At 46.2% G+C, this 13,381-nt stretch carries 13 protein-coding genes; all 13 read left to right on the forward strand.

The window, feature by feature from the left end:
- Positions 1 to 22: 22 nt before the first annotated feature.
- Positions 23 to 2,080, forward strand: coding sequence for an HD family phosphohydrolase (locus P403_RS0112415; RefSeq protein WP_029332937.1), 2,058 nt, complete (start codon positions 23 to 25; stop codon positions 2,078 to 2,080).
- Positions 2,077 to 2,553 carry an rRNA maturation RNase YbeY gene (gene ybeY / locus P403_RS0112420; RefSeq protein WP_029332938.1) on the forward strand — a complete coding sequence of 159 codons (477 nt, stop codon included), beginning with the start codon at positions 2,077 to 2,079 and terminating at the stop codon, positions 2,551 to 2,553. Before P403_RS0112415 ends, ybeY begins: the two co-directional genes overlap by 4 nt.
- Positions 2,550 to 2,900 carry a diacylglycerol kinase family protein gene (locus P403_RS0112425; RefSeq protein WP_029332939.1) on the forward strand — a complete coding sequence of 117 codons (351 nt, stop codon included), beginning with the start codon at positions 2,550 to 2,552 and terminating at the stop codon, positions 2,898 to 2,900. The genes ybeY and P403_RS0112425 overlap by 4 nt, the downstream gene beginning before the upstream one ends.
- 49 nt (positions 2,901 to 2,949) lie before the next feature.
- Entirely contained in the window at positions 2,950 to 3,348 is a 399-nt protein-coding gene (locus P403_RS0112430) for a cytidine deaminase (RefSeq protein WP_029332940.1), read from the forward strand.
- Positions 3,341 to 4,249 (forward strand): GTPase Era, encoded by a 909-nt coding sequence (era, locus tag P403_RS0112435; protein ID WP_029332941.1) that lies wholly within the window; start codon positions 3,341 to 3,343, stop codon positions 4,247 to 4,249. The genes P403_RS0112430 and era overlap by 8 nt, the downstream gene beginning before the upstream one ends.
- Positions 4,250 to 4,252: 3 nt before the next feature.
- The gene (recO, locus tag P403_RS0112440) at positions 4,253 to 5,002 is read left to right on the forward strand and encodes a DNA repair protein RecO (protein ID WP_029332942.1); all 750 of its coding nucleotides are present in this window, start codon (positions 4,253 to 4,255) and stop codon (positions 5,000 to 5,002) included.
- A gap of 285 nt (positions 5,003 to 5,287) precedes the next feature.
- Entirely contained in the window at positions 5,288 to 6,178 is an 891-nt protein-coding gene (glyQ, locus tag P403_RS0112445; protein WP_029332943.1) for a glycine--tRNA ligase subunit alpha, read from the forward strand.
- Entirely contained in the window at positions 6,171 to 8,231 is a 2,061-nt protein-coding gene (gene glyS, locus P403_RS0112450) for a glycine--tRNA ligase subunit beta (RefSeq protein WP_029332944.1), read from the forward strand. Before glyQ ends, glyS begins: the two co-directional genes overlap by 8 nt.
- 19 nt (positions 8,232 to 8,250) lie before the next feature.
- Positions 8,251 to 8,880 carry a transcriptional regulator CcpN gene (gene ccpN / locus P403_RS0112455; RefSeq protein WP_029332945.1) on the forward strand — a complete coding sequence of 210 codons (630 nt, stop codon included), beginning with the start codon at positions 8,251 to 8,253 and terminating at the stop codon, positions 8,878 to 8,880.
- A gap of 14 nt (positions 8,881 to 8,894) precedes the next feature.
- Entirely contained in the window at positions 8,895 to 9,704 is an 810-nt protein-coding gene (locus P403_RS0112460) for a pyruvate, water dikinase regulatory protein (RefSeq protein ID WP_029332946.1), read from the forward strand.
- Positions 9,705 to 9,832: 128 nt separating this feature from the next.
- Positions 9,833 to 11,629 (forward strand): DNA primase, encoded by a 1,797-nt coding sequence (gene dnaG / locus P403_RS0112465; RefSeq protein WP_235195209.1) that lies wholly within the window; start codon positions 9,833 to 9,835, stop codon positions 11,627 to 11,629.
- 34 nt (positions 11,630 to 11,663) lie between these two features.
- Positions 11,664 to 12,749, forward strand: a complete 1,086-nt coding sequence (gene rpoD, locus P403_RS0112470) for an RNA polymerase sigma factor RpoD (protein WP_012369736.1) — start codon at positions 11,664 to 11,666, stop codon at positions 12,747 to 12,749.
- 155 nt (positions 12,750 to 12,904) lie between these two features.
- A complete protein-coding gene (gene cccA, locus P403_RS0112475) occupies positions 12,905 to 13,246 on the forward strand; it encodes a cytochrome c550 (RefSeq protein WP_029332948.1) in 342 nt (113 codons plus the stop codon).
- The last annotated feature ends 135 nt before the right edge of the window (positions 13,247 to 13,381 follow it).

Raw genomic sequence — 13,381 nt, forward strand, 5'->3', positions numbered from 1 at the left:
TAAGGGGAAGGGGGACTAAGGCATGCGGAAAATAGGACTGTGGGTCAGCTTGCTGACGATTGGATTTTACATCATCGTGTCAACGATGATGTATGTGTCCGTTCGTCCGGAAGCTTTGGCGGCAGAAGCCTTCTCTATCGCGGAAGAAGATATCCGATCTCCTTTGACCATCGAAGACCGTGAAGCGACCAGACAGATTAAAGAAAATACGGTAGCTGCGATTGACAGTCAGTATACGGTCAAAAAAGAATATGCATCGCAACAAATTGATAAGGTGGAACAACTCTTTGCGAGCTTAAAAGGTATAACGAAGGCGGAAGACATCGGACGGATTAAGCAGCGGCTTCGAAATACGGAAGCGGCTGATTTATTGAAAGATGATGAGTTACGTTTGCTTGCGACGTCTTCTACGTCCGTTCGGAGCACCACGCGTGACGCGGTGATTACGGCGATTGAAGAAGCAATGAAACAGCGAATTTCTTCTGAAGACGGAGAGTTAGCAGAAGCGCGTGAGAATGCACGGCTCGACATTGACCGAACACCATTATCTTTTTCATTAAAAGCGGTCAGCAAGGCATTAACGGATCAATTGATTGTCACGAACTACGTGTATGACCCTGAGAAGACCGAGCAATTGCGAAATCAAACGAGCGATAAAGTCGAACCTGTCATCATTTCTGAAGGCGAGGTTATCGTTAAGCGTGGTGAAGTGATTTCACAAGATGAATACCGTCAGCTTAAGCTTGTTGGATTGATCTCAGACCGGAAGTCGTTCAAACCATTGTTAGGAACGTTACTTTTGAGTGGTTTAATGACGTTGCTGTTATATGGATTCATCGCTCGTTCAAATCTTCGGTACGCGAAGATGGGGAAAGTCCGTTTGTTTGGTCTTGTCTATCTTGTCGTGATTTTGCAACTTATCGTGACATACGGAATGGCGTTTTTAGCAGAGGATATCAATCCTGTACTGTACTTGTTGACACCGACGGCATTCGCGGCACTCGTTTTACGAAATTTGCTGAATGAACGAATCGCCTTGGCCAGCACACTCTTTATGGCGCTTGCTGGAACATTTTTCTATAGCACGAATCAAAACTTCAGCTTTAACATTGCGATTTACTTAGTGATCGGCGGGCTCGTTGCGACTTTCTTTTTACAATCGAGCTTATCACGCCGACGGATTTTCTTGAGTAGTTTAGTGATTTCTGCTGCCAATATCGTTATCTTCTTTACCTTCTTATTGATGCGCAGTGGGCAACTCGAACTTCAGGAAACGTTAACTTTAGCGGCATTTGCAATTGCGAGCGGATTATTGAGTGCCATCTTCGCGATTGGTTTGTTACCGTTTTTAGAAATGACTTTCGGAATTTTGGCTCCGACACGGTTATTAGAACTGTTAAATCCCACGCATCCATTATTAAAGAAATTATTGGTCGAGGCACCAGGAACGTATCATCATAGTATGATGGTCGCAAATTTAGCTGAAACGGCATGTGAAGCAATCGGGGCCGATGGATTACTTGCACGAGTTGGTGCTTATTATCATGACCTTGGGAAAACCCGCCGTCCGCTTTATTTCATCGAAAATCAACATGGCCGTAATCCGCACGATCGGTTGACCCCGACCGAATCGGCGCGTGTTATTTTAGCGCATACGGATGATGGAGTAGAACTATTGCAAGAAGCAAAAATGCCAGGGGCAATCGTCGCGATTTGCCAAGAGCACCATGGTACGTCGTTACTCCGCTACTTTTATGTGAAAGCAACGGAGCAAGGTGAAGTCAACGAAGCGGAATTCCGCTACAGTGGACCGAAACCACAGACACGAGAAGCGGCAGTCATCATGATTGTGGATTCGATTGAAGCAGCTGTCCGCTCGATGAAGTCTCCGACTGAAGAGGGGATTCGTGATCTTGTCTCGAAAATCATTCGAGAGAAGATGCTCGACGATCAATTCGCGGAATGTGACATTACGACGCGTGACATTTATCGTGTCGGGGAAAGTGCGTGTCACACGCTTTCGGGATTGTTTCACGAACGGATTGAATATCCTGAATTAAAGAAAGAGGAAACGAAATGAATACTTATATGACTGACGAGGGAAACTTATTGAGCGAGGAACAGCAACGCTTAGTCGAATCGATTCTTATTTATACTGCGAAACAAGAAGAAGTCGAAGTCAATAGTGAGCTGTCCGTCACATTCGTGACGAATGAAGAGATTCGAGAAATCAATCGCGATTGGCGCGGGAAGGATCAAGCGACGGACGTCATTTCGTTTGCGATGGATGAGCTCGGAGAAGATGAAATTGACTTTCAATTACTAGAAGACGAACCCGTTGTGCTCGGGGATTTAATCATTTCCGTCGAACGGTGTCGGGAACAAGCGGCTGAATATGGAAATCGGTTTGAACGGGAACTTGGTTTTCTAGCCGTCCATGGTTTTTTACATCTGTTAGGGTATGATCACATCGAAAAGGCAGATGAAGAAGTCATGACAAAACGTCAGGAGGAAATTCTACATCACTTCGAGTTGTATCGAGGCGAGTTGTGAAGTCCTGGTGGGTTCCGTTTGTCCATGCGCTAGCGGGCATCCGGCAAGCCGTTCGAGAAGAACGACATATGAAAGTTCATTTTGTTCTCGGACTAATCGTCACGATTGCAGCATTTTACTTCCCACTTTCGTCCGTTGAACGTGCCATCTTATTTTTAACGATCGGTACCGTTCTAGGTGCGGAAATGCTGAATACAGCTTTTGAAAGAACGGTCGATTTAGTGACGAAAGAGTGGCATCCGTTAGCCAAGGCGGCAAAAGACATCGCGAGCGGTGCAGTTTTAGTGTTGGCGCTTACATCAATTGTGATTGCACTATGCATCTTCGTCCCATATTTGGTACAATAAGAATCCGGCCTTTTTTGGCCAACAAAGTTGCTAAAAGGGGAAAAATGACATGAAAACAGAACAATTACTCGAACAAGCTAAAATTGCACGCGAAAAAGCGTACGTTCCATATTCGAAGTTCCAAGTCGGAGCTGCTCTCTTAACAAAAGACGGACAAGTCTTCCACGGGTGTAACATCGAAAACGCTGCTTACGGTCTCTGCAACTGTGCAGAGCGGACGGCAGTCTTCTCAGCATGGGCACAAGATGCACGTGAATACGCAGCGATGGCTGTCGTAGCAGACACGGAAGGTCCAGTAGCACCATGCGGACAATGCCGCCAAGTCCTATTTGAAATGTGTGATGCAGATATGCCAATCTACTTGACGAACTTAACAGGTGACGTCACAGAAACAACCGTTGGCGCATTGTTACCAGGTGCGTTCACGAAGGGAGATCTCAATGTTTAAAGAAGGATTTAAATCGGGATTCGTCTCGATCATCGGTCGTCCGAATGTCGGGAAATCGACGTTTTTGAACCGTGTCATCGGTCAAAAAATTGCAATCATGTCAGATAAGCCACAGACGACACGAAACAAGATTCAAGGTGTCTACACAACGGATGATGTGCAGACGGTCTTCATCGATACGCCAGGAATTCATAAACCAAAGCATAAGCTCGGTGACTTCATGATGAAAGTTGCGACAAACGCTTTGCGTGAAGTCGATGCAATTCTCTTCATGATTAACGTGACGGAGCCAAAAGGAAAAGGTGACGATTTCATCATCGAGAAGTTGAAAGGGCTTGATACGCCGATCATTCTCGTCATGAACAAGGTCGACTTGATTCATCCGAATGACATTCCGCCAATCATTGAGTCGTATAAAGATGAATTAGAGTTTGCAGCGGTCGTGCCGATTTCTGCTCTTCAAGGTAATAATGTTGAACCACTCCTCGGTGAGGTTGCAAAACTCTTACCAGAAGGACCGATGTATTATCCGGCTGATCAAGTAACGGATCATCCGGAACGCTTTATTATCTCGGAAATGATTCGCGAAAAAGTCTTACAAAAAACACGAGACGAAGTACCACATTCGATCGCAGTTGCGATTGATCAAATCAAAACACGTGAGGACGGCAACATGGTCGACGTCCACGCGACGATTTTAATCGAACGTGATTCGCAAAAAGGGATCATCATCGGGAAGCGCGGAGCACTTCTGAAAGAAATCGGGTCTGAAGCACGGACGGACATCGAAATGCTTCTCGGAACGAAAGTCTACTTGAACCTATGGGTCAAAGTGCAAAAAGACTGGCGTAACAAAGCCGGACAATTGCGTGAACTCGGCTTCCGCGACGATGAGTATTAAGCGATGATTGATAAGGCGGAAGGGCTCGTATTACGAACGGTCGTGTATGGTGAATCGAATAAAATCATCACGTTGCTGACGCGTGAATACGGAAAGCTCGCCGTCATGGCTCGTGGTGCGAAGAAACCGGGTAGCCGATTTAATGCAGCAAGTCAGCCGTTTATTCGAGCGGTCTATGTCTACCCGAGGTCACGTGGACTCGGTCAATTAAAATCAGCGGATGTCATCACCGGGTATTCACATATCCGGCAAGATGTCCTCTTGATGTCATATGCGATGTACCTGCTCGAACTTGCGGATAAGGCACTTGACGAACGCGTCGCCTATCCGACGCTCTATGATTTATTCGTCGACGGACTGGAGGCGATGGACGAAGGACTTGATCCGGATGTCGTATCGTTCATTGTTGAATTACGCTTGTTGCGTCATCTTGGTATCGCTCCGCACTTAAACGGCTGTACGATTTGCGGGAGTACGGAAGCACCTTTCGCCTTTTCGCTGAACCATGGCGGACTGCTCTGTAAGCGCCATCGTCATGAAGATGAGTATGCCGTATTCTTGCAGGAGTCAGTTGCAAAGATGCTCTATGTCTTTTCCGTCTATGATTTTTCACGGATCGGGACGGTCACGGTCAAGCCGGAAACGAAACGATTACTGCGTCAAATCATGGATGCCTACATGGAACGATATAGTGGACTTCGGTTACGATCGAAGCGTGTTCTCGATCAATTGCTCAACCTTGAGAATGATTGACAGACTACGCGTACGTTCGGTAGAATAAGTGCGGAAGAACTAACTAAACGAACACGATGAGAAAAAGGAGTAGCACCTCCTCTTCATTCAAGCGATTCCAGGATAGTGTGAGCTGGATATGAAACGGGTGTGAACGGCATTTTTGAGTGTTCCCGTAAAAGAGTGGCATGCTACGCATGCAAGTAGGGTGGAACCGCGGGCTTGTCTCGTCCCTATGTACAACCATGTTGTACATAGGGACGTTTTTGTGTTTCCTTATAAATTTTGGAGGTGGATCTCTTGAAAATGACAGTACAAGACATGATTTTGACGTTACAGAAATTTTGGGCGGAACAAGGTTGTTTGACGATGCAAGCATATGATGTAGAAAAAGGTGCCGGGACGATGAACCCGATGACATTCTTACGGAGCTTAGGACCAGAACCGTGGAACGTTTGTTATACAGAGCCGTCACGTCGCCCGGCTGACGGACGATACGGGGAAAACCCGAACCGGTTGTATCAACATCATCAATTCCAAGTCATCATGAAACCGTCTCCTGACAACATTCAGGAACTCTACTTACAAAGTCTAGAACTCCTCGGGATCAATCCGCTTGAACACGACATTCGTTTTGTCGAAGACAACTGGGAAAACCCGACGTTTGGTGCAGCAGGTCTTGGCTGGGAAGTCTGGTTGAACGGGATGGAAATCACGCAATTCACATATTTCCAGCAAGTCGGTGGAATTGAGTGTAATCCGATTGCAGTGGAAATCACGTATGGTATCGAGCGTCTCGCGTCGTACATTCAAGATGTCGAAAGTGTCTTTGATTTAGTCTGGACAGACGGGTTCCGCTATGGCGATATCTTCTATCAACCAGAATTCGAACATTCCAAATATACGTTCGAGACATCAGATGTTGATTTGCTGTTCACATTGTTTGATCAGTATGAAAAAGAAGCGAACCGGGCGCTCGATGAAAACCTCGTGTTCCCGGCATATGACTACATCTTAAAATGCTCACATACCTTTAATTTGCTCGATGCAAAAGGAGCGATTTCCGTGACGGAACGGACAGGATTCATCCACCGTGTCCGGAACATGTCGCGCCGTTGTGCTCAAAGTTTCATCGAAGAGCGGGAACGTTTAGGTTTCCCATTGATTAAATCGAAAGCTGGTGAATCACATGCATGAATTATTACTTGAAATCGGTCTCGAAGAAATGCCGGCACGCTTCGTCTTGCAGTCTGAAACACAACTGAAGGAACGTGTAACGACATTTTTGACAGAAGTACGGATTACATTTGATACAGTCGAAGCCTTTTCAACACCGCGCCGTCTCGCTGTTCTCGTTAAAGGAATCTCGGAACGCCAAACGGATTTGGAAGAAACGTTAAAAGGACCAGCTAAACGAATCGCGCAAGATGCGGACGGGAACTGGACGAAAGCGGCGGAAGGATTTGCTCGTGGAAAAGGATTGACGACAGATGATCTATTCCTTGGTGAAGAAAAAGGAGTCGAATACATCTATGCGACGCGTAAGGAAGCAGGACAAGAAACAGCGACGTTATTGACGGGGCTAAAACAAGTCATCGAAGCGATGAACTTCCCGAAAAACATGCGCTGGAGTACACAACCGCTCCGTTACATGCGTCCAATCCGTTGGTTGATTGCCTTACTTGACGATCAAGTCATTCCGTTTGAAGTCGCATCAGTCGAAACAGGACGGACGTCACGTGGGCATCGTTTCCTCGGTCAAGACATCACGATTTTACGACCGAATGCGTATGTTGAAGCATTGGCTGGTGAGCATGTCATCGTCAGTTATGCAGCACGCCGCCAGATGATTGAAGAACAAATCGAAGCACTAGCACAATCAGAACAATTCGAAGTGCCAATCGATGCGTCACTGCTTGAAGAAGTAACGAACCTCGTCGAATATCCAACTGCCTTATTCGGTGCGTTTGACGAAGCGTACCTTGAATTGCCGGAAGAAGTCTTAATCACGACGATGAAAGAGCACCAACGCTACTTCCCTGTCAAACGTGACGGCACGTTACTGCATTATTTCGTGACGGTGCGTAACGGGAACGCGCAACACATCGAGAACGTCGCCCGCGGAAATGAAAAAGTCATTCGTGCCCGTCTTGCCGATGCGCAATTCTTCTACGAAGAAGATAAGAAAGCGGATATCGACGCACAGGCAGCCCGTCTCGACAAAATCGTCTTCCATGAAAAACTTGGAACGACAGGTGAAAAAGTTCGCCGCGTCCGTGAGATGGCGCTTGCGCTTGCCGACCGCTTCTCAGCCGACAGAACGAAAGTCGATCGTGCCGGTCATATCTATAAATTCGATCTCGTCAGTCAGATGGTCTATGAGTTCACGGAGCTCCAAGGTTTGATGGGCGAGCGGTATGCCAACATGAAACAAGAAGATAAGGAAGTCGCAGCAGCGATTCGCGAGCACTATATGCCACGCTTCGCTGGAGATGAAAGTCCGGCGACACCAACCGGGACGCTACTTGCCGTCGTCGATAAGTTGGACAGCGTCGCTGGCTTCTTCGGTGTTGGTATGATTCCAAGCGGTTCTGCCGATCCGTATGCGTTACGCCGCCAGGCTCAAGGAATCGTTCAAATCCTCGCGGACCGTACTATTCAAATGACACTCGTTGAACTGATTGATTTCGTCGTGACAGCTCAAATTAAAGCAGGTCTTTATCAGGCAGATGCAGAATCAGTAAAAGTGGCGATGCAAGAATTCTTCAGTCAACGCCTCAAGTTCCGTTTGTCGGAAAAAGGCTATCGTCATGACGTCGTTGAAGCAGCACTTCAACTTGACATGACGGTTGGAGCGAATGAAAAACGAGCAGCAATGCTTGAAGCGGCGACGCAACGGGACACATTCAAGAAAACAGTCGAACAGTTGAGTCGTGTACTCAACATCTCGAAAAAGGCGGAAACGGTCGTCACTATCAATCCGGAGCTCTTTGAAAATGAAGCGGAACGTACTTTACATGAACAAATCGAACAGGTCATTCCTCAAGTCGCAGCGGCAGTAGAGCAATCTGATTTTGAAACAGCGATGGGCGCACTTGAATCAACGGTTCCAGCCATTACAGCCTATTTTGATGGGACGATGATCATGGCAGAAGACGATGCGATTCGAGCGAACCGTTTAAGCGAAATGAAACGTTTCGCGGACGCGATTCAAGCGGTCGCACGATTCAATGCACTCACTTTAGTGTAAACAAAGGACGGATGAGCCGATGAAGTTAAATGAACGGCAGAAAAAGATACTCCAAATCGTCAAGGAAAATGGTCCGATCACAGGAGAGCAAATTGCGTCCGAGCTCTCCTTGACGCGGGCGACATTACGACCAGACCTTTCGATTTTGACGATGACAGGAATGCTCGAAGCGCGTCCGCGCGTCGGGTATATGTATGTTGGTAAAAAGAACGCCTCGATGCTTCATGAGAAACTCGACACGTTGACAGTCGGTGAGTTCATGTCGTCTGCTAAGGTGATTCATGAGAGTATGACCGTTTACGACGCAATCGTTCACTTATTCTTAGAAGATGTCGGTTCGCTCTTCGTCGTTGGCAATGACCATGCACTCGTCGGTGTCTTATCGCGAAAAGACTTTTTACGAGCTGCGATCGGGAACCAAGAACTCGATTCATTGCCCGTTAATATCATTATGACGCGGATGCCGAACTTGACAGTATGTGAGAAAACGGAAACATTGATCGGAGCCGGGATGAAGTTGATCGAAAAACAAATCGACTCGATGCCTGTCGTTGAAAACAGTGATGGCATCCTGAAAGTCGTCGGACGGATGACGAAGACGAACATGACGAAAGTACTGGTCGCGTTAGCAAGAGATGAAGAAATTTAAGAGGAGGCTCACAGATGAGACAACGTATTTATGTAGTCAGTGATTCAGTGGGTGAAACGTGTGAACTTGTTGTTCGTGCAGCAGCGATTCAATTTCCGGAGCGGGCGATTGAAACGGTCCGGATCCCATTCGTCGATGACGATCAAGTGATTTATGATCTCGTCTTGCATGCGAAAGAAGAGCGAGCGACGATCGTTTATACGATCGTCCATGCGAAGCACCGTCGTTTGCTTGCGGAGACGGCGAAGGCCCACGAAGTCGAAGCGATCGACTTACTTGGACCGCTGCTTGATACGATGGAAGACCGACTCGGGATGCAACCGAAAGAAGAGCCAGGGTTAATTTATCGTTTGGATGAGGAATACTTCCGGAAAATCGAAGCCGTCGAATTCGCCGTGAAGTATGATGACGGTCGGGATCCACGTGGCATCAAACGGGCTGATATCGTCTTGATTGGTGTCTCACGAACGTCGAAGACTCCTCTCTCACAATACCTTGCTTTGAAACGGTACAAAGTTGCGAATGTTCCTCTCGTCCCGGAATCCGTACCACCAGAAGAACTTTTCGATATTCCGAAAGAAAAGTGTTTCGGATTATTGATTTCTCCTGAGAAGTTGATTGATATCCGGATGGAACGGTTACGTTCGCTTGGTTTGAAACCGGAAGCCGCCTACGCACAAATCGATCGCATCAATCGTGAACTTGATTATGCGAAAAAATTGTATGAGCGGATTGGGTGTCAAATCATCGATGTGACGAATAAGGCAGTTGAAGAAACAGCGAACTTGATTTTGACGGGAATTTCAGGAAAGGCGCATGACTAGTCAAGAAAGTACTTGCGTAGTATACTAGTCTAGCTGATAAATGAGATGATGCAATTTTTCCAATGAAACGGAACGAGTATTCGTTCCGTTTCATTGCGGGTATATACAAAAGAGTTCAAAAAGAGGAGGTGGGACGATTGAAAAGAATTCCGGATGAACTGGTCGATCAAGTTCGCCAAGCGACGGATATCGTTGAATTAATCTCTGAACGTGTAGAATTAAAAAAACAAGGGAATCGGTATTCAGGGTTATGTCCATTTCATTCAGAAAAATCTCCCTCTTTTTCGGTCTCGCCTGATAAGGGAATGTATTATTGTTTTGGTTGTGGAGCGGGTGGAAACGCCATCACCTTCGTCATGGAAACGGAAGGAATGAGTTTTCCGGAAGCCGTCTCGAAACTCGCTGATCGAACGGACGTGACATTACCGGAGTTCGAACGATCTGATCAGACTGAATCGACACCAGATCAAGAAAAGAAATACCGGATGCGTGAAGCGCATCGAATCGTTGCTGATTTGTACCATGAAGTCATGTTACAGACAGCCGCTGGTGACGCCGGTCGTGAATATCTCGAAAAACGGGGGATTGGCGAATCGGCGATGCGTGAATTTAAACTGGGATATGCTCCAGACCAAGAACGTTTTACAGTCGACTCCTTGACCCGGCGTAATTTTGACTTGGATGAAATGGTGGAAGCTGGATTGATTTCTGTAGGTAGAGATGGCGATTATCGCGATCGATTTAACGGCAGGGTCGTCTTTCCGATTTCAGATCGTGATGGCACGGTTGTTGGATTCAGTGGACGTTCCATTGATGGAAGAGACCCGAAGTACGTCAATACGGCAGAGACACCGCTCTTCAATAAAAGTGAATTACTGTTCGGTTTTGCACAAGCACGGGGCGCGATGCGTAAAAATAAACAAGTTGTGCTCGTAGAAGGCAATTTAGATGTTGTACGAGTCGCTCAAGCGGGTATATCCTATACCGTAGCCTCTTTAGGGACGGCTTTAACTCCTGTCCATGCACAAAATCTTGGACGGATCGTCGATGAAGTCATTATTTGCTATGACGGAGACAAAGCCGGTCGGGCAGCGACGATTAAAGCATTACGTCTTCTTGAAGATGTTGCGGTAGATTGTTCCGTCATTCGGCTACCGGATGAAGAAGATCCGGATTCGTACATCGGAACTCACTCCGAAGAAACATTTATTCGTCTAGTGGAACAAGAACGGGTTTCAAGTCTTGAATTCAAATCTTTTTATTTTCGTCAAGGAAAAAACTTGCGATTAGAAGGAGAACGCGTTCGATATATTGAAACTATGCTTGAGGAGATTAATCGGACAACGAATCCTCTGCTTCGAGATATTTATCTTGGTAAGCTAGCGGAAGAATTCCAGTTATCGAAAGAATCGTTATTGTCACAAGTGAAACCGTTACAAGCACCTACAGTAAAGCAGGAACGTCGCGTCGAACGACAAACGAACGTCGCAGCACCTCAAGACCGAACATTTACGAACTGGAAGCGGGCAGAACGTTTTTTACTTGCTTACATGATTCGGTCAGAGGAGGTTGGAATGGAAGTCCGAGATCAACTCGGAGTCGATTTTAATGATCCGGCGCATCAGCTGATCGCCGGTAAATTATATGAGTTTTATGGAGCAGGTGCTCCGGCAAATCCGGACCGCTTCTTGACGATGTTACAAGATGCATCGCTTCAACGAATCGTCGCCGATTTAGAGTTTATGCTCATGCCGGAGTACGATCCGGATTTGTTGAGTCATTATATACGCGCCGTTCAAAATGAACGACAACGACGGACACTCGATGAAGAGAAGTCACGTTTGAATCAACAAACAGATATCCGTGCTCAAGCGGAACTAATGCAGGCAATCATCGAACGGAAACGACGCTTAAAAGATCGATGACCTGTTGCATGATGTGGAAGGAGTGTATGGTTCGATGGCAGAAAAAGCAAGATCAGAAGCAGAAATACTCCGTCTCGCGAAGGATGAACTAATCGCGCTCGGACATAAAAATGGGGAACTATCGCATCAAAAAATCGAAGATAAGCTCAGCTCATTTGAATCGATGGATGCGCAACAATTTGAAGAGTTTCTTCAATTGTTGGAGACTGAAGGTATCAAAGTAAACAACGATGGTACGGGTGACGATAAAGAAGAGGCGGATTTAAACGATCTCTCTGTCCCACCAGGTGTTAAAATCAATGACCCTGTCCGGATGTACCTGAAAGAAATCGGTCGTGTCGATCTCTTGAATGCAGAGGACGAAGTCGAACTGGCAAAACGAATTGAACAAAACGATGAAGAAGCGAAAAAGCGTCTTGCTGAAGCGAACTTACGTCTTGTCGTCTCGATTGCAAAACGTTACGTCGGACGTGGTATGTTGTTCCTCGACTTAATTCAAGAAGGAAACATGGGATTGATTAAGGCGGTCGAGAAATTCGATTATACAAAAGGATATAAATTCTCGACCTACGCAACATGGTGGATTCGTCAGGCAATCACCCGCGCGATTGCTGACCAAGCGCGTACGATCCGGATTCCGGTTCATATGGTCGAGACGATCAATAAATTGATTCGTGTTCAACGTCAGCTCCTACAAGACTTAGGACGTGAACCGACGCCTGAAGAAATTTCAAAAGAGATGGAAATCACACCTGAGAAAGTGCGTGAGATTTTAAAAATCGCTCAAGAACCGGTGTCACTCGAAACACCAATCGGGGAAGAGGACGATTCGCATCTCGGTGATTTCATTGAAGATCAAGACGCAACGGCGCCGCAAGACGCAGCTGCGTATGAATTATTGAAAGAACAACTTGAAGATGTCCTCGATACATTGACGGACCGGGAAGAAAATGTATTACGTCTTCGTTTTGGTCTTGATGATGGTCGGACACGGACGCTTGAAGAAGTCGGTAAAGTATTTGGTGTTACGCGTGAGCGGATTCGTCAAATTGAAGCGAAAGCTTTACGTAAACTTCGCCACCCGAGTCGTTCAAAACGTCTGAAAGACTTCTTGGATTGATTTTAAAAGTGTGAAGAAAATATGAAAATTTGGTGAGAAGGAAGAAAAAGTTTTGTTTTTTTCTTCCTTCTCTGTTTTATTTACAGTAGAATAGTAACGGGGAATACCATTCAGTCACCAACTTGGTTGGGTATAGAATATGGGGGGAAATCCAAATGCGTAATCCATTAGTACCGTTCGCAGCGATTGCGATCATCGCAATCATTGCCATGATTTCATTGTCATACTTTGGCGTAGATCAGGCGAAAGAAGCTGAAAAGGGTCCATCAACAGCTGAAATGAAGCCAGAAGATCTATTTGCATCAAAAGGATGTACAGGATGTCACGGCGGCAATCTCGAAGGCGGAGCAGGTCCGAACTTAACTAAAGTCGGTGCGAAGCTTAAAGAAGAAGAAATCAAAGACATCGCTATGAATGGTAAAGGGCAAATGCCTGGGGGTCTTGCTAACGACGAAGAAGCCACTGTTTTAGCGAAATGGCTTGCAGAAAAGAAATAAGTCAAAAACATCTGTCTCTTCTCCGAGATAGGTGTTTTTTTCTTGTGCGAATTTGGGAAAAGCCATACAGCACGGTATTTCTTTTTTTGGCTAAGTCAGCTATTTTAAAAAGAGATGGATTTGAAAGAGGAAGGA

The sequence above is a fragment of the Exiguobacterium oxidotolerans JCM 12280 genome (assembly GCF_000702625.1).
GTDB lineage: Bacteria > Bacillota > Bacilli > Exiguobacteriales > Exiguobacteriaceae > Exiguobacterium_A > Exiguobacterium_A oxidotolerans.